The sequence below is a fragment of the Pseudomonas sp. CCI3.1 genome (assembly GCF_034313985.1).
GTDB classification, from domain to species: Bacteria; Pseudomonadota; Gammaproteobacteria; order Pseudomonadales; family Pseudomonadaceae; genus Aquipseudomonas; species Aquipseudomonas psychrophila.
In genome coordinates, this window is sequence record NZ_JAVIWO010000001.1 from 3,791,361 (window position 1) to 3,815,388 (window position 24,028).

The 24,028-nt window shown below is 59.0% G+C and carries 26 protein-coding genes; 19 read left to right on the plus strand and 7 right to left on the minus strand.

The window, feature by feature from the left end:
• Nucleotides 1-93 precede the first annotated feature (93 nt).
• The 3 genes from mpl to RGV06_RS17395 are packed head-to-tail and all read left to right on the plus strand — an operon-like array spanning nucleotide 94 to nucleotide 2,349.
• Nucleotides 94-1,443, plus strand: a complete 1,350-nt coding sequence (gene mpl, locus RGV06_RS17385; protein WP_322150679.1) for a UDP-N-acetylmuramate:L-alanyl-gamma-D-glutamyl-meso-diaminopimelate ligase — start codon at nucleotides 94-96, stop codon at nucleotides 1,441-1,443.
• Nucleotides 1,440-2,069, plus strand: coding sequence for a flavin prenyltransferase UbiX (ubiX, locus tag RGV06_RS17390; RefSeq protein WP_019824244.1), 630 nt, complete (start codon nucleotides 1,440-1,442; stop codon nucleotides 2,067-2,069). Before mpl ends, ubiX begins: the two co-directional genes overlap by 4 nt.
• Nucleotides 2,062-2,349, plus strand: coding sequence for a YceK/YidQ family lipoprotein (locus RGV06_RS17395; protein ID WP_019824243.1), 288 nt, complete (start codon nucleotides 2,062-2,064; stop codon nucleotides 2,347-2,349). Before ubiX ends, RGV06_RS17395 begins: the two co-directional genes overlap by 8 nt.
• A gap of 15 nt (nucleotides 2,350-2,364) precedes the next feature.
• Here RGV06_RS17395 and RGV06_RS17400 read toward each other — a convergent pair whose 3' ends face one another.
• A complete protein-coding gene (locus RGV06_RS17400; protein WP_019824241.1) occupies nucleotides 2,365-3,006 on the minus strand; it encodes an oxidoreductase in 642 nt (213 codons plus the stop codon).
• Nucleotides 3,007-3,055: 49 nt separating this feature from the next.
• Entirely contained in the window at nucleotides 3,056-4,738 is a 1,683-nt protein-coding gene (locus RGV06_RS17405; protein WP_322150681.1) for a C13 family peptidase, read from the minus strand.
• A gap of 185 nt (nucleotides 4,739-4,923) precedes the next feature.
• Here RGV06_RS17405 and RGV06_RS17410 point away from each other — a divergent pair, with 185 nt between their 5' ends.
• Genes RGV06_RS17410 through RGV06_RS17420 form a run of 3 tightly spaced genes read left to right on the plus strand, consistent with a single transcriptional unit; the run spans nucleotide 4,924 to nucleotide 6,600 of the window.
• Nucleotides 4,924-5,286, plus strand: coding sequence for a CidA/LrgA family protein (locus RGV06_RS17410; protein ID WP_019824238.1), 363 nt, complete (start codon nucleotides 4,924-4,926; stop codon nucleotides 5,284-5,286).
• A complete protein-coding gene (locus RGV06_RS17415; protein WP_019824235.1) occupies nucleotides 5,283-5,999 on the plus strand; it encodes an LrgB family protein in 717 nt (238 codons plus the stop codon). Before RGV06_RS17410 ends, RGV06_RS17415 begins: the two co-directional genes overlap by 4 nt.
• Before the next feature lie 10 nt (nucleotides 6,000-6,009).
• Nucleotides 6,010-6,600: an LON peptidase substrate-binding domain-containing protein gene (locus tag RGV06_RS17420; protein WP_019824234.1), complete on the plus strand. Its 591-nt coding sequence runs from the start codon at nucleotides 6,010-6,012 to the stop codon at nucleotides 6,598-6,600.
• Nucleotides 6,601-6,611: 11 nt separating this feature from the next.
• Here RGV06_RS17420 and RGV06_RS17425 read toward each other — a convergent pair whose 3' ends face one another.
• Both RGV06_RS17425 and RGV06_RS17430 read right to left on the minus strand, forming a co-directional pair.
• A complete protein-coding gene (locus RGV06_RS17425; protein WP_019824232.1) occupies nucleotides 6,612-7,928 on the minus strand; it encodes a bifunctional DedA family/phosphatase PAP2 family protein in 1,317 nt (438 codons plus the stop codon).
• Nucleotides 7,929-7,972: 44 nt separating this feature from the next.
• The gene (locus tag RGV06_RS17430; RefSeq protein WP_322151909.1) at nucleotides 7,973-8,635 is read right to left on the minus strand and encodes a DNA-3-methyladenine glycosylase; all 663 of its coding nucleotides are present in this window, start codon (nucleotides 8,633-8,635) and stop codon (nucleotides 7,973-7,975) included.
• Nucleotides 8,636-8,811: 176 nt separating this feature from the next.
• Here RGV06_RS17430 and RGV06_RS17435 point away from each other — a divergent pair, with 176 nt between their 5' ends.
• From RGV06_RS17435 to RGV06_RS17495, 13 genes are all read left to right on the plus strand, one after another.
• Nucleotides 8,812-10,083 (plus strand): glutamate-5-semialdehyde dehydrogenase, encoded by a 1,272-nt coding sequence (locus tag RGV06_RS17435; protein WP_019824228.1) that lies wholly within the window; start codon nucleotides 8,812-8,814, stop codon nucleotides 10,081-10,083.
• Nucleotides 10,052-10,774 (plus strand): nicotinate-nucleotide adenylyltransferase, encoded by a 723-nt coding sequence (nadD, locus tag RGV06_RS17440; RefSeq protein ID WP_037031991.1) that lies wholly within the window; start codon nucleotides 10,052-10,054, stop codon nucleotides 10,772-10,774. Before RGV06_RS17435 ends, nadD begins: the two co-directional genes overlap by 32 nt.
• Nucleotides 10,775-10,845: 71 nt before the next feature.
• Nucleotides 10,846-11,340, plus strand: coding sequence for a ribosome silencing factor (rsfS, locus tag RGV06_RS17445; RefSeq protein ID WP_019824223.1), 495 nt, complete (start codon nucleotides 10,846-10,848; stop codon nucleotides 11,338-11,340).
• A 9-nt stretch (nucleotides 11,341-11,349) separates the two neighbouring features.
• Nucleotides 11,350-11,817 carry a 23S rRNA (pseudouridine(1915)-N(3))-methyltransferase RlmH gene (gene rlmH, locus RGV06_RS17450; protein WP_003444191.1) on the plus strand — a complete coding sequence of 156 codons (468 nt, stop codon included), beginning with the start codon at nucleotides 11,350-11,352 and terminating at the stop codon, nucleotides 11,815-11,817.
• A 13-nt stretch (nucleotides 11,818-11,830) separates the two neighbouring features.
• Nucleotides 11,831-13,726: a penicillin-binding protein 2 gene (gene mrdA, locus RGV06_RS17455; protein WP_037031989.1), complete on the plus strand. Its 1,896-nt coding sequence runs from the start codon at nucleotides 11,831-11,833 to the stop codon at nucleotides 13,724-13,726.
• 31 nt (nucleotides 13,727-13,757) lie between these two features.
• Nucleotides 13,758-14,861 carry a rod shape-determining protein RodA gene (gene rodA, locus RGV06_RS17460; RefSeq protein WP_162207954.1) on the plus strand — a complete coding sequence of 368 codons (1,104 nt, stop codon included), beginning with the start codon at nucleotides 13,758-13,760 and terminating at the stop codon, nucleotides 14,859-14,861.
• Nucleotides 14,862-14,878: 17 nt separating this feature from the next.
• A complete protein-coding gene (mltB, locus tag RGV06_RS17465; RefSeq protein WP_019824216.1) occupies nucleotides 14,879-15,889 on the plus strand; it encodes a lytic murein transglycosylase B in 1,011 nt (336 codons plus the stop codon).
• Nucleotides 15,889-16,878, plus strand: coding sequence for a septal ring lytic transglycosylase RlpA family protein (locus RGV06_RS17470; RefSeq protein ID WP_019824215.1), 990 nt, complete (start codon nucleotides 15,889-15,891; stop codon nucleotides 16,876-16,878). Before mltB ends, RGV06_RS17470 begins: the two co-directional genes overlap by 1 nt.
• Before the next feature lie 176 nt (nucleotides 16,879-17,054).
• Nucleotides 17,055-18,212, plus strand: coding sequence for a D-alanyl-D-alanine carboxypeptidase family protein (locus RGV06_RS17475; RefSeq protein ID WP_019824213.1), 1,158 nt, complete (start codon nucleotides 17,055-17,057; stop codon nucleotides 18,210-18,212).
• 79 nt (nucleotides 18,213-18,291) lie between these two features.
• Entirely contained in the window at nucleotides 18,292-18,567 is a 276-nt protein-coding gene (locus RGV06_RS17480; RefSeq protein WP_019824211.1) for a DUF493 domain-containing protein, read from the plus strand.
• The gene (gene lipB / locus RGV06_RS17485) at nucleotides 18,567-19,220 is read left to right on the plus strand and encodes a lipoyl(octanoyl) transferase LipB (RefSeq protein ID WP_019824209.1); all 654 of its coding nucleotides are present in this window, start codon (nucleotides 18,567-18,569) and stop codon (nucleotides 19,218-19,220) included. The genes RGV06_RS17480 and lipB overlap by 1 nt, the downstream gene beginning before the upstream one ends.
• Before the next feature lies 1 nt (nucleotide 19,221).
• Complete coding sequence (gene lipA, locus RGV06_RS17490; protein ID WP_133077016.1) at nucleotides 19,222-20,262, plus strand: lipoyl synthase; 1,041 nt, start codon at nucleotides 19,222-19,224, stop codon at nucleotides 20,260-20,262.
• Between the two features lie 4 nt (nucleotides 20,263-20,266).
• The gene (locus RGV06_RS17495; protein WP_322150688.1) at nucleotides 20,267-21,220 is read left to right on the plus strand and encodes a S66 peptidase family protein; all 954 of its coding nucleotides are present in this window, start codon (nucleotides 20,267-20,269) and stop codon (nucleotides 21,218-21,220) included.
• A 103-nt stretch (nucleotides 21,221-21,323) separates the two neighbouring features.
• On the opposite strand, the gene RGV06_RS17500 is transcribed toward RGV06_RS17495, so the two are convergent.
• The 3 genes from RGV06_RS17500 to holA all read right to left on the minus strand — a co-directional run bounded on the left by RGV06_RS17500 (nucleotide 21,324) and on the right by holA (nucleotide 24,000).
• The gene (locus RGV06_RS17500; protein WP_322150690.1) at nucleotides 21,324-22,628 is read right to left on the minus strand and encodes a lytic murein transglycosylase; all 1,305 of its coding nucleotides are present in this window, start codon (nucleotides 22,626-22,628) and stop codon (nucleotides 21,324-21,326) included.
• A 50-nt stretch (nucleotides 22,629-22,678) separates the two neighbouring features.
• Complete coding sequence (gene arfA, locus RGV06_RS17505) at nucleotides 22,679-22,828, minus strand: alternative ribosome rescue factor ArfA (protein WP_003444166.1); 150 nt, start codon at nucleotides 22,826-22,828, stop codon at nucleotides 22,679-22,681.
• A 134-nt stretch (nucleotides 22,829-22,962) separates the two neighbouring features.
• Nucleotides 22,963-24,000, minus strand: a complete 1,038-nt coding sequence (holA, locus tag RGV06_RS17510; RefSeq protein ID WP_198821314.1) for a DNA polymerase III subunit delta — start codon at nucleotides 23,998-24,000, stop codon at nucleotides 22,963-22,965.
• Between the last annotated feature and the right edge of the window lie 28 nt (nucleotides 24,001-24,028).

Consider the following 24,028-nt stretch of genomic DNA (forward strand, 5'->3'; position numbering starts at 1 on the left):
TGTCATCGCGAGCAAGCCCGCTCCCACATGAATCATCAGGTGCGAAACTCACCCCCCTGCGCTACCCTTCGCCGATGATTTACGAGGTCGACTATGCACATTCATATTCTTGGTATTTGCGGCACTTTCATGGGTTCGCTGGCGGTTCTTGCCAAAGAACTGGGCCATCACGTTACCGGCTCTGACGCTAACGTTTATCCGCCAATGAGCACCCAGCTGCAGGCTCAGGGTATTGAATTGACTCAGGGCTATGACCCGTCTCAGCTCGATCCGGCTCCAGATGTGGTGGTGATCGGTAATGCGTTGTCGCGGGGCAACCCGGCGGTGGAGTACGTACTCAACAAGGGCTTGCCGTATGTGTCGGGCCCGCAATGGCTCGCCGACCATGTGCTGCAAGGCCGCTGGGTGCTGGCCGTGGCCGGCACCCATGGCAAAACCACTACCAGCAGTATGCTGGCCTGGGTGCTGGAACACGCAGGCATGGCGCCGGGGTTCCTGATCGGTGGCGTGCCGCAAAACTTTGCGGTATCGGCCCGTCTGGGAGTCACGCCGTTCTTTGTGGTTGAAGCCGATGAATATGACAGCGCCTTTTTCGACAAGCGCTCGAAGTTCGTTCACTACCGCCCGCGTACGGCGATCCTCAACAACCTTGAGTTCGATCACGCCGATATCTTCCCGGACTTGTCTGCCATCGAGCGCCAATTCCATCATCTGGTGCGCACCATTCCGAGCGAAGGGCTGGTGATCCATCCGACCACCGAGCCTGCCTTGCAGCGTGTGATCGAGATGGGCTGCTGGACGCCGGTGCAAACCACGGGCGAGGGCGGCCAATGGCAAGCTCGTCTGCTCAGCGAAGACGGTTCGCGTTTTGAGGTGCTGTTTGACGGCGTCATGCAGGGCACTGTCGAGTGGGACATGACCGGCCAGCACAACGTGGCCAATGCCTTGGCGACCCTGGCGGCTGCACGCCATGTGGGCGTTGTGCCGAACCTGGCGATTGATGGCTTGAGCGCCTTTAAAAGCGTGAAACGTCGGATGGAAAAAGTCGCTGAAGTTCACGGCATTACCATTTACGACGATTTCGCCCACCACCCGACTGCGATCGCGACCACGCTCGACGGCCTGCGCAAGCGCATTGGTGATGCACCGCTGATTGCCGTGATTGAGCCGCGCTCCAACTCCATGAAGCTCGGTGCTCACCGTGATGGTTTGCCGCAAAGTGTGGTTCAGGCCGATCACGTGGTCTGGTACGCACCGGCCAATCTGGGCTGGGATCTGGCGGCGACAGTTGCGTCGAGTCCTGTGCCGACGAAGGTCTGCGATTCGCTGGAAGCCATCATTGCCGAGGTCAAGGCCCAGGTTAAGCCGGGCGCCCATGTGGTGATCATGAGTAACGGCGGCTTCGGCGGGCTGCATGGCAAGCTGGCGGACGCGCTGCAATGAGCGGCCCGGAGCGTATAACCCTGGCCGTCACCGGCGCATCGGGCATGCAGTACGCCCTGCGTTTGCTCGATTGTCTGGTGCGGGAGGATCGCGAAGTGCACTTCCTGATCTCCAAGGCGGCGCAATTGGTGATGGCAACCGAAACCGACGTCAGCCTGCCGGCCAAACCACAGGCGATGCAGACGTTCCTGACTGAATACACCGGGGCTGCTGCCGGGCAGATTCGGGTGTACGGCAAGGAAGACTGGATGTCCCCGGTGGCTTCGGGGTCAGGTGCTCCGGCGGCGATGGTGGTGGTGCCCTGTTCGACGGGTACGCTGTCGGCGATTGCTACTGGCGCCTGCAACAATCTGGTGGAGCGGGCGGCCGACGTGACCCTCAAGGAGCGTCGCCAGTTGATTCTGGTGCCGCGTGAGGCGCCGTACTCCAGCATCCATCTGGAGAACATGCTCAAGCTGTCCAATATGGGGGCCGTGATCATGCCAGCGTCTCCCGGTTTCTATCATCAGCCGCAAACCATCGATGACCTGGTGGACTTTGTGGTGGCGCGGATCCTCAACCTGCTCAACATCCCCCAGGACATGCTCCCGCGATGGGGTGAGCACCATGTAGGCGGCGATGAATAAAGCGCTTTTGGCTTTGCTGGCGGCGGCTCTGGTGTGTGGTTGCGCCAGCGTACGTACGCTCAATGCAGCAAAGCCGGGTGCACCGATTGTCTATTCGGGCACCCGGCTTGATCTGTATGCGTTGCAAGGCGGGTGTTGCGCCAAGGATCGCTTTGGAGCCGAGGCCCCGCGATACCCCGGTCTGGACCTGCCCGCCAGCGCGTTGCTCGACACGGTAGTGTTGCCGTTGTCGGTGCTGACCGCGCTGGGTGTCGGGTTTCAGGCCAGTGGTGGTTTGTAGCGAACCGGTGGCGGGCTACTTGCCCAGCTTGCGTAAGTCATCCGACTCAATCACCCGCACGCCGTCCTGTTCTTCCAGCGCCAGGCGCCAAAGGGCCCGAGCCAGTTGGCAGGCCTCGATGCCGTGGTACTTGCCCGGAATCAGTTTGGATAATGGCCCAGCGATTTGCTCGGCCAGTCGAGGCTCTACACGGTCTCCCAGGAGTAGCGAAGGGCGTGCGATGGTCAGTTGCGGCCAGTTTTGGGCGCGCAGCGATTGCTCCATTTCGCCTTTGACACGGTTATAGAACACCGACGATTTTGGGTCGGCGCCAATGGCACTGACCACAATCAGGTGTCGGGCACCCATTTCTCGCGCGCGTTTGGCGAAAGCCACCACCATGTCATGGTCCACTGCGCGGAATGCAGCTTCCGAGCCTGCCTGTTTGATTGTGGTGCCCAGGCAGCAGAAGGCCACATCGACCCGGCCACTGAGCTGGGGCAGGAATACGGCTGGATCACCTACCGGGTTTTCCAGGTGCGGATGCGCCGCCAGAGGCTTGCGCGAAGGGGCAAGCACGCGAGTGATGGTGGGTTCATTGAGCAGGCGGTCGAGCAACAGTTCGCCCGTAAGACCGGTGGCTCCAGCGAGCAAAATATGTGAAGGCGTCAAGTGCATAGTGTTTCTCCCTTGATACAACCAGCTTAGCCATTCCAGGGTTATTTGCTTACTGCAAAGCCTGTTTTGCTTGTTGATGACGCAAGCGTTGCCAGTGGTTCAGAACGCCTTTTGGCGCCCATATTTGAGGTTCGGAAGGTTCGTAGCCATCAGCCAGCTCACGCTCGGCGACGTAGTGTTTGGCCAGCTTGAAGGCTTTTTGCAAATCGTCTGTCTGGTTCAGGGCCTGAGCAAACAAGGCATTGCCGAAGTAGGTGAAGTCGGCTTCTTCCGAGCAGCCGAAGGACACGCGATCAGCCTTGGATGCGGTCATGATCAGGGTTTTTTCATCCTTGAGTGCGGGGATAAAGCCGCCCGAATAGCAGGATGAAATCACGATGACCTTGTCGCGGTTTTTCAGGGGGGCCAGCGCCGCCGCCAGTTCGTCAGCGGGCAGATCTGCCAGCTCCAGGCGGGGCTGATCCAGCACCAGTTCGTGCTCTTGTGTGCCGTGGCTGGTCAGGTAAATAAATATCAGGTCTTCCGGGCCAGTGCGTTCGGCCAGGGTAAGGGCCGCACGGTGCAGATTCTCGCGGGTGGCCATGGGGCGATCGAGCAGGTGATCACGGTGGTTTACCAGCGTGATCTGGCCGCGGCTGCCAAAGCGACTGGCGAGCATGTCGTTGACGTAATCGGCTTCACGCTTGAACACGCTCTGCTTGCCGTCGCCTGCGAGCACTAGGCTGTACAGCTCAATGGCCGGTGTCGACGGTGCAACACCCGCCAATGCCTCGTTGAGCAGCGTGCCTTGGTTGAGCAACCCCAGTTCCAGCGGGTCGGGCAAGACAGTGCCATTGGCATCGCGGACCCGCTGGCCGTTAACCCAGAAACCGCTTTGCACGGTGCCATCGGCCAGCGTCAGGGTGCCCTCGCCCTGGTAGGTGTCTGCGGCAAATCCGCCCACATAAGTGCTGGCGTCGGGCAAGCTCAAATGGCCCTGACCGTTGAAGCGCCATTCGTTGAACATGCCGCGATAGTGGCTGCCGTCGATGCCGATCAGCTCGCCCTTGCCGGTCAATGCGCCGTCTTTGAACTCGCCGACCCAGACATCTCCGTCGGTATTTTCATAGCGACCTTTACCGTTCAACTGATTGTGCTTGAACGCGCCTTCGTACTGGTCGCCGTCGGCACTGTTGAAGACGCCGTTGCCCTCCAGCTCGCCATTGACGAACTGGCCGGTGAATTCATTGCCGCTGGCATCGCTGCGCATCCCTTCCCCGTGGGGCTTGCCGTGGGAAAACTGGCCTTTGTACTGGCTGCCGTCTTCCAGTTCAAGCTGGCCGTTGCCCGAGAACTGGTCATCCTTGAAATCCCCTCGATAGCTTAAGCCGGCTTCTTTGCGCGTGCCTTCACCTTCGCGTCGCCCTTGCTTGAAACCGCCCACATAAGTGCTGTCGTGAGTGGTCAGGCTGCCTTGGCCGCTGAATAAGCCTTGTTCAAACCCGCCGCGATACACATCGCCATTACTGGCGTGCCATTCACCCTGGCCTTGCCACAGGCCATTTTTGAAGTCGCCTGCGTACCAGCTGCCATTGGGGTAGTCGATGCGTCCCTGGCCTTGCAGCAACCCGTTGACCACTTCGCCACGATAACGCCCGCCATCGGGCAGGCGTGCGTCTGGCGGTAACAGCGATTCACCGTCACCGCAGGCCGTCAGCAGCAGGGTCAAAGCAAGGGGGGCAAATGGGCGCATAGCGTGATCCGGATAATTAAGCCACCGAGTATGCCGTAGCAATGGAGGGTGTCTATAGGCCCGGATGAAACATCGAGACTAATTCAGTGTTGCTGTGTGAGCCCGGGCCGGCAAGGTTTGGCAATGCCGGTGGTGGCGGGGACGTGCTTATAATGCGGCACAAAAATATTCGCTGGAGAGGTGAGATGTTGTTACGCGGCTTGACGTGGCTGGTGCTGTTTCAATTGCTGGGCACTGCGCTCAATCACTTGTTCGTCCCCGTGTTGCCCGGCCCTATTATTGGGCTGCTGCTGTTGCTGGGGTTTTTTATGGTGCGGGGACAGGTCGGCGAGCCATTGAGTCTGGCTGCCAGCAGCCTGTTGCGTTATCTACCTTTGCTGCTGGTGCCACCCGCCGTGGGCGTCATGGTGTATGCCGCTGATATTGCTGCTGACTTTTGGGCTATCGTCGGGGCGCTGGTACTGTCGTTGTTACTCTCGATGGCGTTTGTGGGCGTGCTGATGCAACGCTTGCTCAAGCGTCACAGTCATCCTGAGGAGCGGCCATGAGCGTTCAATGGCAAGGCGCCTGGGAATCAGTGATCCATCATCCGCTGTTTGGTATCGGCATCACCTTGGGCGCCTATCAACTGGTGCTTGCGGCTTACGAAAAAACCCGCTGGATTTTCCTGCAGCCCGTACTGGCCTCAATGCTGCTGGTGATCGGTGTGTTGCTCAGTTGCGGCTTGAGCTATGCCGAGTACCGTGAGAGCACGAATATCCTGAGTATCTTGCTGGGGCCTGCGACGGTGGCGCTGGCGGTGCCGCTGTACCTGAACCTGCGACGAATTCATCAATTGTTCTGGCCTATTTTAACTACGCTGGTGGTTGGCGGTGTGTTTGCCACCGGTCTGGTGGTGCTGCTGGCGTGGTGGTTTGGGGCAGAGCACATGATGTTGATGACCCTTGCGCCCAAATCCGTCACCTCGCCGATTGCTATGTTGGTGGCTGAACAGATTGGCGGTGTGGCGGCACTGGCGGCGGTGTTTGTGTTGATCACTGGAGTGATTGGCGCCATTTGCGGGCCTGGCCTGTTACAGCTTTTGGGGGTTCATAGCCCGGAGGCCCGGGGCATGGCACTGGGGATGACGGCACATGCAGTCGGCACGTCGGTGGCCTTGCATGAGAGTGAAGAGTGCGGTGCTTTTGCAGCGTTGGCGATGAGTTTGATGGGCGTTGCCACGGCGGTATTTTTGCCGTTGGCCGTGACCCTCGTGGTGTAAGGGTGAGTGTATGACGTTGCCACTGTTTCCTTTGAAGACGGTACTGTTTCCGGGGTGTGTACTGGATCTGCAGATTTTTGAAGCGCGCTACCTGGACATGATTGCCCGCTGCATGAAGCAAGGCACGGGCTTTGGCGTGGTGTGCATCCTTGATGGCCGAGAAGTCGGCAATGCCCCACAAGACATCGCCGGGATCGGCTGCGAAGCGCTGATCCGCGACTTTCAGCGCCAGGACAATGGACTGCTGGGAATTCGGGTCGAAGGTGGGCGCCGCTTTGAGGTGCTGAGTACTGAGTTGCAGCGCGACCAGTTGTTGGTAGCGCAGGTCGAATGGCTGAGCGAGATCCCCGAACAGCCGCTTCAGGATGAAGACCAGGACCTGCTGGCCTTGCTCAAGGCTTTGGCCGAGCACCCGATGGTCGCAGCCTTGAGCATGAATACCGAAGTCGCGGGGCAGCAGTCATTGGCCAATCAACTGGCGTACCTGTTGCCTTTTGCCGAAGCAGACAAGATTGAGCTGCTGCAGGTCGATGACCCGCAGCAGCGTCTGGACGGGATTCAAGTGCTGCTCGATGAGATTCAGGGCGAGGCGTTCACCTGACAGTTTCGGGTTCAATAGGCGTAGCGCAGCAGCTCTTTGGACATGTGGGCCAGCATGAAAAAGCCGTAAAGCGCAGTTACCGAAGGCAAGATCAGCCACCAGATTTTCTGTGGAATGGGTTCAAGCGGCATAAACCGCTGGCTCAGCGCCAGCGCGAATGCATTGACGGTGATGGCGAGCAGGGCGCCTGCGGTGATATCGGTTGGCCAATGAGCACCCAGATATACCCGCGACATCGCCACGGTGATCGCCAGCAAGCACCCGAGTAACACCCAGGTAACGCGCATGCGCTGTGGCTGATTGCGTCCGGCCAGAATCGCCAGGGCTACAAAAAAAGCAAAGGCTCCCGAGCTGTGCCCACTGGGCATGCTGTAGCTGGTCAGGGGGTCGACCAGCACTTCGGGGCGTACCCGGGCGAAAAAGTGTTTGGTCGACGTATTGGCCAGGGCTGTAAACAGCGTGACCCCGCCAAAGAACCACATCGCCCGCCATTGCTTTGTGAACAGCAGAATGACGCACACCAGTGCCGCCGCTAAAAACTGCGTGCGGAAGTTGCCGATTTGCGTAACCAGCACCGCAGCGGTGTCCATGGCGCTGCTGCGATGCTCCTGTACCAGCGCATTGATGCCCTGGTCGAAGGCCGTCATGTGCGGGTAGCCAATGAAAACGGCCAGCAGCAGGGTCAGGCTCAATGCGCCGATCAGTAGTGTGGTTCTGGGTTGGCGACGGATGCTGGCATTGATGCTCAGCCCCAGCAGGGCAACCAGGCCTACGGCAACGATGGCGGCCTGAGGCCAGAAGCCTTCGGGCAGTGGCAGGCGAATAGCTGCGCCGGTTGCCCAGCCTGGAAGCAGGTACGCAACTGCCCAGCCTGCGCCCGCCAGCAGGCTCACGCCGATAAATCGAGGGATCGGCATGTCGCACATCCCGGCCACCATCGGCAGCATGGGGCGCAACGGGCCAATAAAGCGGCCGATCAACAGACTGACAATGCCATAGCGATGGAAGTAGCTCTCGGCGCCATTCATCCATTCGGGATGTGTGCGCAAGAGTGGCAAACGTCGAATGTTCTGGTGGAAGCGTCTGCCCAGGGCGTAAGACACCACGTCACCCAACAGCCCGCCGAGAAAGCCCAGCAGTAACGTTTGGCCCAGTGACAAGGCGCCGCTGCCAGCCATGACGGCAATGGCGAACAACAGCACGGTGCCGGGAACGATGATCCCGGCAATCGCCAGGCACTCCACGCACGCCACAATAAACACCGCAAGGCCCAGCCATTGCGGGTTGGCTGTCAGCCAGCCGGTTACGCTATCGAGCCACGGGCCCATGTTTCAATTTCCTTGTTCAAGTCAAAAGCCCCGTGAGGGTGCTTTCATTTCACTATCAAATAATCCTGCCCCTCGACCTGACCGCGGCGTAGGGGGTTTCGTGTGCAATACGCAGCGTAATCAGCGTCAACAAAGCGGTACATCAAATGTTCGTCCCGTCCATGGGGTATGCCCAGGCGAGAGGTCTGGATGATTCGCGAAGGTTTTTCTCTGACGTCATCGACCCATAAACGTTCGGGGTCGAAACATTTTGCATCCCAAACGGGGACTTTGAGGCCCAGTGCTTTACAAAGCAGGGTTTGCCCGGCGCAGAGTTTCTGCTCGGGGCGAGGGTTACCTTGGGTGTCAGGGTTGTTGAGTTGCATCTGCGCCAGGCTGTCCGGGCCCGACAAGTTGTCCAGCCACGGGTAGGCGGATTTGATCAGTACCGCGTTGCCGGGACCCTGGGCGCTGAAGTTCAAAGAATCGCCGCCACGGGCGTAATACATATAAATATGCCCGCCATCCAGAAACAGCGCCTTGCGTTTTTCGGTGTAGCCCAGCGATGCGTGGCTGCCCTTGTCTACGATGTAATAGGCTTCGGTTTCGATAATCCGGGCACTGAGCCACAGGCCGTTGACCCGATGGCGGATGACTTTGCCCAGCAGTTCGCGAGCAAGAAGCTGGGCGTCGCGGTCGAAAAAGGCATCTGGCAGCATCATTGGCATTTTCAGGACGGTCAGTGGATAGCTGAAAAGGGTCAGATAATAGCAAGTCATGCTTAATCGGGGCTGAACGCCGTGTATTTGTAGTCCATTTCGACCATCCGCCTGCCACCGCTGTGCGTAAGGCGGTTGGACCGCTATAATCGGCCGCTTTCCTCCCTGCCAAGACCCTTGAGACCATGACTGAGTCCGTTCTTGACTATATGACCCGCTTGGGTCGCGCTGCTCGCGAAGCTTCCCGCGTGATTGGCCGTGCCAGTACTGCGCAGAAGAACCGTGCCCTGCACGGCGCTGCTGCTGCACTGGATGCCGCTCGCCTGGAGCTTGTTGCCGCCAACGAACTGGACCTGGCCGCCGGCCGGGCCAACGGCCTTGAGCCCGCCATGCTGGAGCGCCTGGCGCTGACCCCTGCACGCATCGACAGCATGATTGTCGGTTTGCGTCAGGTGGCAAGCCTGCCAGACCCCATCGGCGCGATCCGCGACATGAGCTACCGCCCCTCGGGTATTCAGGTTGGCAAGATGCGCGTACCACTGGGTGTAGTCGGAATCATCTATGAATCTCGTCCGAACGTGACCATTGATGCAGCCAGTCTGTGCCTGAAGTCAGGCAACGCGACCATTCTGCGCGGTGGTTCCGAGGCGATTCACTCCAATCGTGCCATTGCGGTCTGCATTCAGCGAGGACTGGCCGAGGCCGGTTTGCCGCCAGCCGTGGTGCAAGTGGTTGAAGTGACCGATCGTGCTGCAGTGGGCGCATTGATCACCATGCCAGAGTACGTTGACGTGATCGTGCCACGGGGTGGCAAAGGCCTGATCGAACGTGTCAGCCGTGATGCCAAGGTGCCAGTCATCAAACACCTTGACGGCATTTGCCATGTGTACGTCAGTGCCCAGGCCGATCTGGCCAAGGCCCAGCGTATTGCGTTCAACGCCAAAACCTACCGTTATGGCATTTGCGGGGCGATGGAAACCCTGCTGGTGGACCAGGCGGTGGCTGCAGCGTTTCTGCCGGCAATGGCTGAACAATTTCGCGCCAAGGGCGTCGAACTGCGCGGTTGCGAACGCACCCGGGCGTTGATCGATGTGGTGGCGGCGACCGAAGAAGACTGGAACACCGAGTACCTGGACGCGATTTTGTCGATTCGCATCGTCGACGGGCTTGATCAGGCGATTGAACATATCAATCACTACGGCTCTCACCACACCGACTCGATCGTGACTGAACATCAGGGTGAAGCCCGGCGTTTTATGGCCGAAGTGGACTCCAGTTCCGTGATGCTCAACACACCAACCTGCTTTGCTGATGGATTTGAATACGGATTGGGTGCGGAGATTGGCATTTCTACTGATAAGCTGCACGCCCGCGGCCCGGTAGGTCTCGAAGGTCTGACCTGCGAGAAGTACATTGTGGTCGGTGATGGCCAGTTGCGCGGTCAGGAGCCGGTCTGACTTGGTCGCTCTTAAAGCGTCAGGGCCGACACCGAAAATCGAAGCGTTACCCCTGCGCATAGGCGTGCTGGGTGGAACCTTCGATCCGGTGCATATCGGGCATCTGCGTGGCGGACTTGAAGTGGCTGAAATGATGGGGCTCGACGAGCTTCGTCTGACTCCCAATGCCAGGCCGCCCCACCGCGATACGCCCCAAGTGTCAGCTCATGACCGTTTGGCGATGGTCGAGTGTGCTGTCGCAGGAGTGGCTACGCTGGTAGTGGACGCGCGGGAGCTGCAACGGGACAAACCGTCCTACACGATCGATACGCTGGAACTGATGCGGGCCGAAATGGCCGCGGACGACCAGTTGTTTTTACTGTTGGGTTGGGACGCTTTTTGCGGCCTGCCCACGTGGCATCGCTGGGAAGAGTTGCTCCAGCATTGCCATATCCTGGTGCTACAGCGCCCGGATGCCGACAGCGAACCGCCGGATGCCTTGCGCAACCTGCTGGCAGCGCGCTCGGTAAGCGACCCGCTGGCCCTGAAGGGGGCAAGCGGACAGATTGCATTCGTTTGGCAGACGCCGCTCGCGGTATCCGCCACCCAGATCCGTCAACTGCTGGCCAGCGGTAAGTCGGTACGTTACCTGGTGCCCGACGCGGTCCTGGCCTACATCGATGCGCACGGGCTTTACCGTGCGTCGAACTAAAAAGGGAGTGTTTCAAGGCGCGAATTGACGTGTATTGAAACACCCGAACATACGAGCAAAACGAGTTTTATATGACTGACAAAGATGTAAGCAAAGTAAAGCGCAAAGGCACGTTCAAAAGCGCCCCTCTGCCAGAAAAAACCTTCAGCAACGAGCCTCTCAAGGGCGAAGAGCTGGTCAAGGTAGCTGTAGCAGCTCTGGAAGACGTCAAGGCCCAGGACATCCAGGTCATCGACGTTCGTGACAAGCACAGCATCACTGACTTCATGATCATCGCCACCGGTACGTCCAACCGTCAGATCGGCGCGATGCTCGACAAGATCCGTGAAGCCGTCAAGGCTCTGGGCGTCAAGCCGTTGGGCGAAGAAGGCAAGGGTGACAGCGACTGGGTTCTGTTGGATATGGACGACGTGATCGTTCACATGATGACCGCCAGCGCCCGTCAGTTCTACGACCTGGAGCGTCTGTGGGCCGGTGCTGAGCAAAGCCGTGCAGGCAGTGCTGCTCACCACAGCCCGGAAAACACCCACGAGCACTTCCTGAAGCTCAACAAAGACCAAGAGTAAGGGTTCGCTGTGCGCCTGCGTTTGATCGCTGTCGGTTCGCGTATGCCTAAATGGGTGGAAGAAGGCTGGCATGAATATGCCAAGCGTCTGCCATCCGAACTGGCCCTTGAACTGGTGGAAATACCGCTCAATACCCGTGGCAAGAATGCCGACGTGGCTCGATTCATCCGTCAGGAAGGCGAGGCCATGCTGGCCAAAGTCGGCCCCGGAGAGCGGATCGTCACCCTCGAAGTGCACGGCAAACCGTGGAGTACCGAGCAGTTGGCGGTTGAACTCGACCGCTGGCGCCTGGATTCGCGCACGGTGAACTTTATGGTCGGTGGCCCGGAAGGGCTGGCGCCGGAAGTCTGCGCACGCGCGGATCAGCGCTGGTCGCTTTCGCCATTGACGTTGCCGCACCCGTTGGTAAGGATTCTGATCGGTGAGCAGTTGTATCGCGCCTGGACAGTGTTGTCCGGGCACCCGTATCACAAATAGCTCAGCGCCCTGAATGTCTCAGCCGATTCGCCTTAAAGACCACGAGAAAGACTCACGCCTTGTGCGCGGACGCGTCGTGGTCGGCGCATTTGTGGTGGTGGGGCTGATCTGTGTATTGCTCGCGCGGCTTTATTATCTGCAGGTGGTGCAGTACGAGTACCACTCCACCTTGTCAGAAAACAACCGGGTGCATGTGCAGCCGATCCCGCCTACACGGGGTTTGATCTTTGACCGCAATGGCGTGGTGATTGCGGACAACCGTCCCAGCTTCAGCCTGAGCATGACCCGTGAGCGTTCTGGCGACTGGCAGCAAGTGCTCGACGTTATTGTCGAAGTGCTGCAGCTTGCGCCCGAAGATCGCGCGCTGTTCGAGAAGCGCATGAAGCAGGGGCGGCGGCCATTTGAGCCGGTGCCTATTCTGTTTGAGCTAAACGAAGAGCAGATCGCCCGGATTGCCGTCAACCAGTTCCGCCTGCCCGGGGTCGAGGTGGTTGCGCAGTTGGTGCGCCATTACCCCCAAGGCGCGCATTTTGCGCACTCAGTGGGTTACATGGGGCGGATCAACGAGAAAGAGCTTAAAACCCTCGATCCGGTCAATTACAGCGGTACTCACCATATCGGCAAAACCGGCATCGAGCGCTTCTACGAAGCCGAGCTGCACGGTCAGGTGGGTTACGAAGAAGTCGAAACCAATGCCCGGGGCCGGGTATTGCGGGTACTCAAGCGTACCGACCCGATCCCTGGCAAAGACATCGTGCTCAGTCTCGATATCAAACTTCAGGAAGCGGCCGAAGAAGCGCTGGCAGGGCGCCGTGGCGCCGTGGTTGCACTTAACCCGATGACGGGCGAAGTGCTGGCCATGGTGAGCCAGCCGAGCTTTGACCCAAACCTGTTCGTGACCGGCATCAGCTTCAAGGCTTATGCCGAACTGCGCGATTCGATTGATCGACCGTTGTTCAACCGTATCTTGCGCGGCCTGTATCCACCGGGCTCGACGATCAAGCCTGCGGTAGCGATTGCTGGCCTGGACAGCGGCGTGATCACCGGCTCGTCGCGGGTTTACGACCCCGGCTATTACCAGTTGCCCAATTACGATCACAAATACCGTAACTGGAACCGCACCGGTGATGGCTACGTCGATCTGGACACCGCGATCATGCGCTCCAACGACACCTATTTTTATGACCTGGCCCACAAGCTGGGGATTGATCGCCTGTCGACCTACATGAATCAGTTCGGTATCGGGCGAAAGGTCTCCCTGGACATGTTCGAAGAGTCCGCCGGTCTGATGCCGTCCCGCGAGTGGAAGCGCGCCACCCGGCGTCAGGCCTGGTTCCCGGGGGAGACGCTGATTCTGGGGATCGGTCAGGGTTACATGCAGTCCACGCCTTTGCAGCTGGCCCAGGCCACGGCGCTGATTGCCAGCAAAGGCAAGTGGATTCGTCCGCACCTGGCCAAGACCATCGAAGGCGTGCCGCCGGTGGATCCGGATCCGGTGCCGGACATCGTTCTGCGTGACCCGTCCAATTGGGCCAAGGTCAACCACGGCATGCAGCAAGTGGTGCATGGCGCACGCGGTACGGCGCGGGTTGCGGGCGTTGGCGCGCAATACCTGATTGCCGGCAAGAGCGGTACGGCGCAGGTAGTAGCCATCAAGCAGGGTGAAAAATATGACCGCTCCAAGGTTCAGGAGCGTCACCGCGACCACGCCTTGTTCGTCGGCTTTGCTCCGGCCAATAACCCGCAAATTACCGTGTCGGTCATGATTGAAAACGGCGAAGCCGGTAGCCGCGTAGCCTCGCCCGTAGTGCGCAAGGTCATGGACGCCTGGTTGCTGGGTGAAGACGGCAAACTCAAACCCGAGTACGGCGGTCCCGTAAAGGCAGAGGTTCCGGCTGATGATCAGTAATTTCGACCGTATCCTCTCCAGTGAGGACGTGATGCGTCGCCGTGCCACGCTGCTTCAGCGTTTGCATATCGATGGCCCGCTGCTGATTTTGTTGCTGACTCTGGCGGCTGGCAGCCTGTTCGTGCTGTATTCGGCAAGCGGCAAAAGCTGGGATCTGCTGAGCAAACAGGCAACTTCATTTGGGATCGGGCTGGTGTCGATGTTCATCATCGCTCAGCTTGAACCGCGTTTTATGGCTCGCTGGGTACCGATCGGTTATCTGGCAGGCGTGCTGTTGCTGGTGGTGGTTGACGTCATGGGCCACAACGCTATGGGCGCCACACGCTGGATCAACATCCCCGGGGTGATTCGCTTCCAGCCCTCGGAGTTCATGAAAATCCTCATGCCGGCGACCATCGCCTGGTACCTGTCCAAGCGCACGTTACCGCCGCAGCTCAAACACGTGGCGGTCAGTCTGATGCTGATCGGGGTGCCCTTTGCCCTGATTGTGCGCCAGCCCGACCTGGGCACGGCCTTGCTGGTATTGGCGGGCGGTGCGTTTGTATTGTTCATGGGCGGGCTGCGCTGGCGCTGGATCCTCAGTGTGCTGGCTGCGACGGTACCTGTGGCGATTGCCATGTGGCTTTTCGTTATGCACGACTACCAGAAGCAGCGGGTTCTGACGTTCCTCGATCCTGAAAGCGATCCGCTGGGCACCGGCTGGAACATCATCCAGTCCAAGGCCGCCATCGGTTCGGGCGGGGTGTTCGGCAAGGGCTGGCTGCTGGGCACCCAGTCGCACCTGGACTTTCTCCCGGAGAGCCACACCGACTTCATTATTGCGGTGATGGGTGAAGAATTCGGGCTTGTCGGTATTTGTGCGCTGCTGCTGATTTACTTGCTGTTGATCGGTCGTGGCCTGGTGATTACCGCCCAGGCACAGACGCTGTTCGGCAAATTGCTGGCAGGCAGCCTGACCATGACGTTTTTTGTTTATGTTTTCGTCAACATCGGTATGGTCAGTGGCTTGTTACCGGTAGTGGGCGTGCCATTGCCATTTATCAGTTACGGCGGCACTTCGCTCGTGACGCTGTTGTCAGCGTTTGGGGTTTTGATGTCGATTCACACACATCGCAAGTGGATCGCACAAGTTTGATTAAGGTGAATTATTCAATGCAAGCAATGCGTGGCTGGGCCGCTCGATACGCGTCATGGGTAGGCCTGTTGGGTCTATTCGGGGCAGCGCAGAGCGCCGTAGCCGGTGACTACGAGGGCTCACCCCAGGTGGCGGAGTTCGTCGGTGAAATGACCCGCGACTACGGATTCGCTGGCGAGCAACTGATGGGCGTATTCCGTGAGGCCGAGCGCAAACAGAGCATTCTCGATGCCATTTCCCGACCGGCTGAACGCGTCAAACAGTGGAAAGAATACGGCCCGATGTTTTTGACCGACGCCCGGGTTGCCCGAGGTGTCGATTTTTGGCGTGAGCACGAAGCCGTACTGGCCCGCGCCGAGCAGGAGTACGGGGTTCCAGCCCAGGTGATTGTGTCGATCATCGGCGTTGAGACCTTTTATGGTCGTAATACGGGCAACTACCGGGTGATCGATGCACTGTCGACCCTGGGGTTCGATTACCCGCCCCGTGCCGAATTTTTCCGTAAGGAACTGCGTGAGTTCCTGCTGCTGACCCGCGAAGAACAAGTCGACCCGCTTACCCTTAAAGGCTCTTATGCCGGGGCGATGGGTTTGCCGCAGTTCATGCCGAGCAGCTTTCGCGCCTATGCCGTGGACTTCGACGGTGATGGTCATATCAATATCTGGAGCAATCCGGACGATGCTATTGGCAGCGTTGCCAGCTACTTCAAGCGTCATGGCTGGGTAGCGGGTGAGCCGGTGGTGATTCGCGCCGATGTGCGAGGCGATCGGGTCGATGAAGGCCTGACTCAGGGCATCGAGCCGGTCAAGACCGTCGGGGAGTTGCGAGCGCTGGGCTGGTCGAGTCATGATGCGCTGCGCGACGACATGCCGGTGACGGCGTTCCGTCTTGAAGGCGCCGACGGCCCTGAATACTGGATGGGCCTGAAGAATTTTTATGCGATCACGCGCTACAACCGAAGCGTGATGTACGCCATGGCAGTGCATCAACTGTCCGACCTGCTGGTTCAAGCACGGGGCAACAAGTAATGCCGTTTCTAGCGATCCGTACACCTTTGAAGCTCGCCGCCTGCGCCGCTATCGCGCTACTGGTGGTGAGTTGCTCCAGCAGCCGCACGACGACTCCGCAAACGTCTGCCGGTGTCAGTTCCAAGCCAGGTCTGGACATCAACCGCGCGCATAAAGATGGCGCACCATGGTGGGATGTCGACGTGTCTCGTATCCCGGATGCCACGCCGACCCTGCACAGCGGTCCTTACAAGGCTGCACCGTACTCGGTTCTGGGCAAGACCTACTTTCCGATGCAAGAGTCCAAGACCTACGTGGCCTCTGGCACTGCGTCCTGGTACGGCACCAAGTTTCACGGTCAAAACACGGCCAATGGCGAAGTGTATGACCTGTACGGCATGAGCGCGGCACATAAAACCCTGCCGCTGCCCAGCTACGTCAAAGTAACTAATCTCGATAACGGCAAGGCCGTAGTCCTGCGGGTTAACGACCGTGGACCGTTTTATTCGGACCGCATCATCGACCTGTCCTACGCTGCCGCCAAGAAACTGGGCTATGCCGAAACCGGTACGGCACGGGTCAAGGTTGAAGGCATTGACCCTCAAGCCTGGTGGGCCCAGCGCGGTCGTCCGGCACCCTTGATGCTCAATGAGCCGAAAATGGCCCAGAACACCGCTCCGACCGTCTCTACCGGCAAGATTGAGCAATGGACGCCACCGGCGCAGCAGCATGCCGCCGATGTCGTACCGGTCAGCACCCTGCCCAAGGGGCAGGGTACGTATTTGCAGGTAGGCGCCTTTGCCAATCCGGACGCCGCCGAGTTGCTTCGTTCCAAGCTCAGTGGCATGGTCAGTACCCCTGTGTTCATCAGCTCGATTGTGCGCAATCAGCAAACCTTGCATCGAGTGCGCCTGGGGCCCATTGCTTCGGCGGGCGAAGTACAGCAAACGCAAAACAGCGTGCGCCTGGCCAATTTGGGCCAGCCAAGTGTTGTGACGTCGGATCAGTAACACCGATCAAAGCGTTGGGCCCGGAGCATCAGGGGCCCAAACGCAGTTGCAGAGGTCAAGAATAAAAGCCCTTTCAGGGGCAGGGACTGCAACTGAATACGCGGCAGTCAGTCATACGACTGCCTGTACAGTTTTGCCCGTGAGGGTAAGTTTCAATTAACAACTTCGAGAGACGGATGAACATCACCACTTTTGCCAAACGCCTGTGCCTGCTTGTACCGCTGATCGTCACTCCTGCCGCCTGGGCAGTCGAGATGATGCCGTCGCCGCCACAACTTGCAGCCAAGTCCTACGTTCTGATGGATGCCAGCAGCGGTAACGTGCTGGTCGAGAACAACGGTGACCAGCGTCTGCCACCAGCCAGCCTCACCAAGCTGATGACTGCTTACATCGCGACCCTGGAAATCCGTCGTGGTCAGATCGGCGAAAACGATCCGGTAACTGTCAGTGAAAACGCCTGGCGTACCGGTGGTTCGCGGATGTTCATCAAGGTCGGCACTCAAGTGTCGGTCAGCGACCTGCTGCACGGCATCATCATTCAGTCGGGTAACGACGCCAGCGTGGCTTTGTCTGAGCACATTGCCGGCAGCGAAGACGCATTTGCCGACATGATGAACAAAACCGCTGGCGAGTTGGGCATGTCCAACAGCCACTTCATGAATCCGACCGGCCTGCCAAACCCGGAGCATTACTCGTCGGCTCATGACATGGCATTGCTGGCCCGTGCCATCATTCACGAAGACCCGACTCACTATGCGATCTACTCGCAGAAAGAGTTCTTCTGGAACGGCATCAAGCAGCCTAACCGCAACCTGTTGCTGTGGCGTGACAAGACCGTTGACGGTCTGAAAACCGGTCACACCGACGAAGCAGGCTACTGCATGGTGTCGTCGGCTGTTCGTGATGGCCAGCGTCTGATTGCCGTGGTGTTTGGTACCAACAGCGAAGTCGCCCGTGCTGCCGAAACGCAAAAGCTGCTGACCTACGGTTTCCGCTTCTTCGAAACCCAGACCTTCTACCAGAAGGGTGTAGAGCTGGCTCAGGCCCCGGTCTGGAAAGGCACTACCAACCAGGTCAAAGCCGGTTTGGCTGAAGACTTGACCATGACGCTGCCTAAAGGCCAATTGAAAAAGCTGGCTGCAAGCATGACCATGAACCCGCAACTGATGGCCCCTATCGCCCAAGGCGATGTGATCGGCAAGGTTGAGGTCAAGCTCGACGACAAGGTTGTGCACAGCGCCGACCTGATTGCACTGGAGCCCGTTGAGGAAGGCGGTATTTTCCGACGCGTCTGGGACAGCATCCGTCTATTCTTCTACGGACTGTTCAACTAATAGCTCCCACCTGTATGGCTCCGCGCTTACACGGCGCGGAGTTATCTCTGTAGCTCAAGGCTTACGAGGCCAATACGCCATGACCGATACCGAAGTAAAGGCGCCAAAGATCGAATTCCCTAACGTGGATTACCCGGTTAAGGTGATCAGCGACACGGGTGTGGGCAACAAGGACAGGATCATCGACATCGTCAAGAAACACGCGACGGTCAACGATGATCGTGTCGACGAACGCCAGAGCACCAATGGCAAGTACACGACGATCCAGTTGCACATCGTGGCAACCGATCAGGATCAGCTCTACAACATCAACAGCGAACTGCGAGCCACCGGCTTCGTACACATGGTGTTGTGATGTCGCAGGTCTTGGGTATTCGCGAACTGGGTCAGCTTGATTACGAGCGTACCTGGCTGGCGATGCAACGTTTCACCGATGAGCGCAAGCTTGAGCCGGACACGCAAGATGAAGTCTGGCTGGTGCAGCATCCGCCGGTATTTACCCAAGGCCAGGCAGGCAAGGCCGAGCACCTGCTATTACCGGGTGATATCCCGGTGGTGAAGTCGGATCGCGGTGGCCAGGTGACCTATCATGGCCCTGGTCAATTGGTCGCTTACCTGTTGCTTGACGTGCGCCGGCTGGGTTATGGCGTGCGTGAGCTGGTCACGCGGATGGAACAGTGCCTGATCGACCTTCTCGCCAGCTATGGCGTGAACGCTGCGGCCAAGCCTGATGCCCCCGGTGTGTATGTTGACGGCGCGAAAATCGCCTCACTGGGGCTGCGAATCCGTAATGGCTGCTCCTTCCATGGTCTGGCCCTGAATGTGGACATGGACCTGGAACCGTTTCGACGGATTAACCCCTGTGGTTATGCGGGGCTGGCGATGACCCAGCTGCGTGACCATGCAGGGCCGATTGAATTTGCCGAGGTAGGTGCCCGGCTGCGTGTGCAGCTCGTCAAACACCTCGACTATGCTGAGCAGACGACCCTGACGGGCGGAATCGACTGATATGACTACTGCGCAAGACGCTGTTCAAACCCTGATCCCAACGCTGGATATCTCAGAACGTGCAGCCCGCGCCAGCGAGGCCCGTTCCAAGGTTGAGACCGGCGTTAAATTGCGCGGTGCCGAAAAGGTTGCGCGTATCCCGGTAAAGATTATTCCGACCACCGAGCTGCCGAAGAAGCCTGACTGGATTCGTGTACGCATTCCGGTTTCGCCTGAAGTCGACCGTATCAAGTCATTGCTGCGCAAGCACAAGCTGCACAGCGTGTGCGAAGAAGCTTCCTGCCCGAACCTGGGCGAGTGCTTCTCGGGCGGCACCGCGACCTTCATGATCATGGGCGATATCTGCACACGTCGCTGCCCGTTCTGCGATGTGGGTCACGGCCGGCCGAAGCCTCTGGACGTCAACGAGCCTGAAAGCCTGGCCATCGCCATTGCTGACTTGCGCCTGAAGTACGTGGTGATCACCTCGGTAGACCGCGACGACCTGCGTGACGGCGGTGCCCAGCACTTTGCCGATTGCATCCGCGAGATCCGCAAGCTGTCACCGGGTGTTCTGCTTGAAACCCTCGTGCCGGATTACCGTGGTCGCATGGACGTTGCGCTGGAAATCACCGCAGCCGAGCCGCCTGACGTGTTCAACCACAACCTCGAAACCGTGCCGCGCCTGTACAAGGCCGCCCGCCCTGGTTCCGACTACCAGTGGTCGCTGACCTTGCTCCAGCGCTTCAAGCAGATGATGCCGCACATCCCGACCAAGTCCGGCCTGATGCTGGGTCTGGGCGAGACGGATGAAGAAGTCATTGAAGTGATGAAGCGCATGCGCGAACACGACATCGACATGCTGACCCTGGGTCAATACTTGCAGCCATCGCGCAACCACTTGCCGGTACAGCGTTTCGTGCACCCGGACGTTTTCGCCTGGTTCGCCGAAGAAGGCTACAAAATGGGCTTCAAAAACGTGGCATCCGGACCGTTGGTACGTTCTTCGTATCACGCGGATGAACAAGCCAAGCTGGTCAAATCCATGCTGGTGAGTGCCTGATTCCATGACAAACCGGAGCACCGCGCCCGTGTCTTTCAAGACCCACAGCGCGGTGCCCGCGTTGCCCGCTGGTGGGGTGATCGCCCTGATCGCCCCGGCAGGTCCCGCCGAACTTGATCTGAATCGTGCGACCCAATGGATGCATGCCCACGGCTATCAGCTGCGGATATTTCCGGGTGTGTGGGAAAAGGACGGTTATCTTGCAGGCTCCGATGCAGTGCGCTTACGCGACCTGCATGATGCGTTTGCTGATGACAGTATTGATGCGATTTTCTGCCTGCGCGGCGGTTACGGTAGCCCGCGCTTGCTGGACGGCATCGATTTTGAGCTGCTGCGTAGCCATCCCAAGCCTTTTGTGGGCTACAGCGATATCACCGCGCTGCACCTGGCGATCACTCGTTACGCGGGCTTTGTGACCTTTCACGGGCCGATGTTGAACGCCGACTTGCTGGGCAACAAGCAGCCACCCACTGAATCCTCACTGCTACGCATGCTCAGCGGGCGACAACTGCCCGTGCTTGAGCACCCAGCTGCCTACCCCCTGACGACGATTGCGCCCGGATGCGCCAGTGGCCGTCTGCTGGGCGGCAATCTATCCATGATCTGCGCCACTCTCGGGACTGCGTTTGAGCTGGATGACGAAGACATCATTCTGTTTATCGAAGACGTGAACGAGCCGCTGTACCGGGTTGATCGCCTGCTTACACATTTGCGCCTGGCGGGTAAGCTCGACAGGTTGCGAGGTGTCCTGGTGGGGGATGTGGCGGGGGTTGATGTGCTGGCGTTGGGGCGGTTGCTTACCCAGGAGCTGGGTGGGCTAGGGATTCCGGTGTTGGCGGGATGGCGCAGCGGGCATTGTGACCCCAATCTGACCCTGCCGATGGGGGCTCAGGTGCGACTGGATGCGGACCTGCAGCAGTTGGTGCTTGAGCAGGATGTGGTCACAGTAAAAACTTGAACCGTGGGAGCGGGCTTGCTCGCGATTGCATCGACTCGTTTTGTCAGAGATACCGAGTTGATAGCATCGCGAGCAAGCCCGCTCCTACAGGTTGAGTCGCGACTCAACGGCTTCGCAAACTCTCCAGCAACTTGTGACTCGGATAGCCGTCAGCTGGCCAGCCCATGGCTTGCTGCGCGCTCCGAATCGCTTTGCGGGTGTTGGCGCCAATAATGCCATCAGCATTGCCAGCATCGTAGTTACGCTCGCTCAGCAGTGTTTGCAACTCGACGCGTTCGGAACGGCTCAGCGGTCGATCATCTTTTGGCCACGCGGCCATGATGTTTCCGCCACCGTTGAAGCGCTGAGACAACAAGCCCACCGCTAGCGCATAGGACGATGAATTGTTGTAACGCAGGATGGCGCGGAAGTTATCCAGCACCAGGAATGCCGGGCCACGGTAGCCTGCTGGCAGGAGCAGGGTAGCGCTCAACTGCTCGGAGCCGGCAGAGGTGTCAGGCACTAATACACCCAACTGTTGCCACTCGGCGACGGTCTTTTTGACGGCACCATCAGCCAGCGCGTAATCAAACCCGGCAGGCAGCATGACCTCAAAGCCCCATGGCTGGCCTTGTTTCCAGCCTGAGCTTTGCAAGTAATGCGCAGTCGAGGCCAAGGCGTCAGCCGAGCTGTTCCAGATGTCACGACGCCCATCACCGTCGAAATCCACGGCATGGGTTTCGTAGGTGGTAGGAATGAACTGGGTCTGGCCCATTGCTCCGGCCCAGGAGCCGAGCATTTTTTCTGCGCTGATATCGCCTTGCTGAATGATTTTCAGCGCCGAGATCAGTTGGCTTTGGGCGAATTCCGGGCGACGCCCTTCGTAGGCGAGGGTGGCCAGGGAGCGAATGACAGACTTGTTGCCCTGGAACGAGCCAAAGTTGCTCTCCATCCCCCAGACCGAAACCAGCACTTGGCGGTCGACGCCATAACGCTGTTCGATGCGGCTCAGCAGTTCGGCGTTTTGCTCCAGCAAACGCTGACCATTGCGCACACGCAAAGGTGACAGGGCGCCGTCGAGGTATTCCCAGACCGGTCGGCTGAATTCAGGTTGGCTGCGGTCTGCCTTGATCACGCTCATGTCGGGCGTAATGTCCGCAAAGGCGTTATCGAACACCTGCGGGCTGATTCCGGCGTTAAGGGCCTGAACACGGAAATTGGCCTGCCACTCACTGAAGTTCTGTGCGGGCTGGACAAAGGGGATGTCGGTGCTTGGCGCACTGGTGGTCACCGCTGGTGCGGGAGGCGTCACAGGCAGGGGTTGAGCATCGGCTGCGGTAGGTTTCTCGGCGCAGGCGACTAAAAGGATGACGCTGGAAGCAGCGATCAGTTGGCGCATCGGCCAACCACGTTTATGACTTAAGGGCATGCGCAGGTCCAGGTAATGCAAATCAGATGCAGACCTTATCATCCCCGCTGTCAGGCAGCCAGAAAGTAAAAAGCCTCCCGGTCTCTCGACTGGAAGGCTTCGCGGCGGTAGCTGCCTTTGCCTTTGGCGGGGCGTTCCTGGCGGCTGCGGAACAGGGGTTGGGCGACGATGGATTTGGCCTTGTTGGGGCGTTTGCTCATGGCAGGTGCTCTCGCTTGGTTTGAACAAGCGCAAATCATCGGCCAGTTTTTTTCGGTTGTCCAGTGGCCGGGGCCGGGCGGTAAACCCGTAGCAGCCTTCGGCAGCTGCTACGGGGGGCGTTAGCGCTTCAGGGTTATTCCGCTGGCAGATTCAGACGTTGCCCACACATCAACAGCGCCAACCGGCTCAGGCTGCTCCACGGTGAGCCCGCGGCCTGGCCCTTGATTTGCGCATCGATACGCTGTGCGTCCATCAACAGTTGTGCCCAGCGCTGTGCCGAGTAACGTTGCAAGGCTTTGCTCATCAACGGCTTACGTTTGTCCCAAACCGGAGGGCGGGCCTGGCTGAAAGCCTTGTCCAGCGGGATACCCTGACTGTATTGCAGCGCAATATTGGCCAGTACCCGCAGTTCACGTGCCAGCGCCCACAGGATCACAGGAGGTTCTACGCCTTCACCGCGTAATCCTTCAAGCATGCGCAAAGCGTGGGAAGCCTCGCCGTTCAGTACGGCATCGACCAGGCCAAATACATCAAAGCGCGCACTGTCAGCCACCGCGGCCTGCACGGTTTCGACGGTTATCTGACCGTCATCGGTCATTAGTTTGAGCTTTTCGATTTCCTGGGCGGCTGCCAGCAGATTGCCCTCGACCCTTGCGGCAATCAGTTCGACGGCGTCCTGGCTGGCAGCCAAGCCCGCCTGGGACAAGCGCTGGCGAATCCATTGAGGCAGTTGATTGGCGTCTACTGGCCAGATCTGTATGAACTGGGTATGAGGCCCCTCAACAAGTGCCTTGCCCCATTTGGTCTTCTGCGCGCTGCCATCAAGCTTGGGCAGGCTGATCAGCAGCAAGGTGTCTTCGGCCGGGCGTGAGCAGTACTCGATCAATGCCGCAGCGCCTTTATCGCCGGGCTTGCCCGAAGGCAGGCGCAGTTCCAGCAGGCGTTTTTCAGCAAACAGAGACATGCTGGCGCCCGCTTGCAGCAGGGTACCCCAGTCAAAGCTGGCGTCGGCGCTGAACACCTGGCGCTCATCAAAACCTTGTTGGCGAGCGGTGCTGCGAATGGCGTCTGCGGCTTCCTGACACAGCAACGGGTCATCGCCGCTGATGACGTAGACCGGCGAGAGGCTGCCTTGCAGGTGTTTGGCGAGTTGGGCGGGGGCGAGTTTCATAGGGGCTATAACGATAGCGGGGCGCTTG

What these genes read in the sequence shown, in the direction of transcription:
- mpl (WP_322150679.1), top strand. Translation starts at nt 94, where the DNA reads ATGCACATTCATATTCTTGGTATTTGCGGCACTTTCATGGGTTCGCTG.
- ubiX (WP_019824244.1), top strand. Translation starts at nt 1,440, where the DNA reads ATGAGCGGCCCGGAGCGTATAACCCTGGCCGTCACCGGCGCATCGGGC.
- RGV06_RS17395 (WP_019824243.1), top strand. Translation starts at nt 2,062, where the DNA reads ATGAATAAAGCGCTTTTGGCTTTGCTGGCGGCGGCTCTGGTGTGTGGT.
- RGV06_RS17400 (WP_019824241.1), bottom strand. Translation starts at nt 3,006, where the DNA reads ATGCACTTGACGCCTTCACATATTTTGCTCGCTGGAGCCACCGGTCTT.
- RGV06_RS17405 (WP_322150681.1), bottom strand. Translation starts at nt 4,738, where the DNA reads ATGCGCCCATTTGCCCCCCTTGCTTTGACCCTGCTGCTGACGGCCTGC.
- RGV06_RS17410 (WP_019824238.1), top strand. Translation starts at nt 4,924, where the DNA reads ATGTTGTTACGCGGCTTGACGTGGCTGGTGCTGTTTCAATTGCTGGGC.
- RGV06_RS17415 (WP_019824235.1), top strand. Translation starts at nt 5,283, where the DNA reads ATGAGCGTTCAATGGCAAGGCGCCTGGGAATCAGTGATCCATCATCCG.
- RGV06_RS17420 (WP_019824234.1), top strand. Translation starts at nt 6,010, where the DNA reads ATGACGTTGCCACTGTTTCCTTTGAAGACGGTACTGTTTCCGGGGTGT.
- RGV06_RS17425 (WP_019824232.1), bottom strand. Translation starts at nt 7,928, where the DNA reads ATGGGCCCGTGGCTCGATAGCGTAACCGGCTGGCTGACAGCCAACCCG.
- RGV06_RS17430 (WP_322151909.1), bottom strand. Translation starts at nt 8,635, where the DNA reads ATGCCAATGATGCTGCCAGATGCCTTTTTCGACCGCGACGCCCAGCTT.
- RGV06_RS17435 (WP_019824228.1), top strand. Translation starts at nt 8,812, where the DNA reads ATGACTGAGTCCGTTCTTGACTATATGACCCGCTTGGGTCGCGCTGCT.
- nadD (WP_037031991.1), top strand. Translation starts at nt 10,052, where the DNA reads ATGGCCAGTTGCGCGGTCAGGAGCCGGTCTGACTTGGTCGCTCTTAAA.
- rsfS (WP_019824223.1), top strand. Translation starts at nt 10,846, where the DNA reads ATGACTGACAAAGATGTAAGCAAAGTAAAGCGCAAAGGCACGTTCAAA.
- mrdA (WP_037031989.1), top strand. Translation starts at nt 11,831, where the DNA reads ATGTCTCAGCCGATTCGCCTTAAAGACCACGAGAAAGACTCACGCCTT.
- rodA (WP_162207954.1), top strand. Translation starts at nt 13,758, where the DNA reads ATGCGTCGCCGTGCCACGCTGCTTCAGCGTTTGCATATCGATGGCCCG.
- mltB (WP_019824216.1), top strand. Translation starts at nt 14,879, where the DNA reads ATGCAAGCAATGCGTGGCTGGGCCGCTCGATACGCGTCATGGGTAGGC.
- RGV06_RS17470 (WP_019824215.1), top strand. Translation starts at nt 15,889, where the DNA reads ATGCCGTTTCTAGCGATCCGTACACCTTTGAAGCTCGCCGCCTGCGCC.
- RGV06_RS17475 (WP_019824213.1), top strand. Translation starts at nt 17,055, where the DNA reads ATGAACATCACCACTTTTGCCAAACGCCTGTGCCTGCTTGTACCGCTG.
- RGV06_RS17480 (WP_019824211.1), top strand. Translation starts at nt 18,292, where the DNA reads ATGACCGATACCGAAGTAAAGGCGCCAAAGATCGAATTCCCTAACGTG.
- lipB (WP_019824209.1), top strand. Translation starts at nt 18,567, where the DNA reads ATGTCGCAGGTCTTGGGTATTCGCGAACTGGGTCAGCTTGATTACGAG.
- lipA (WP_133077016.1), top strand. Translation starts at nt 19,222, where the DNA reads ATGACTACTGCGCAAGACGCTGTTCAAACCCTGATCCCAACGCTGGAT.
- RGV06_RS17495 (WP_322150688.1), top strand. Translation starts at nt 20,267, where the DNA reads ATGACAAACCGGAGCACCGCGCCCGTGTCTTTCAAGACCCACAGCGCG.
- RGV06_RS17500 (WP_322150690.1), bottom strand. Translation starts at nt 22,628, where the DNA reads ATGCCCTTAAGTCATAAACGTGGTTGGCCGATGCGCCAACTGATCGCT.
- arfA (WP_003444166.1), bottom strand. Translation starts at nt 22,828, where the DNA reads ATGAGCAAACGCCCCAACAAGGCCAAATCCATCGTCGCCCAACCCCTG.
- holA (WP_198821314.1), bottom strand. Translation starts at nt 24,000, where the DNA reads ATGAAACTCGCCCCCGCCCAACTCGCCAAACACCTGCAAGGCAGCCTC.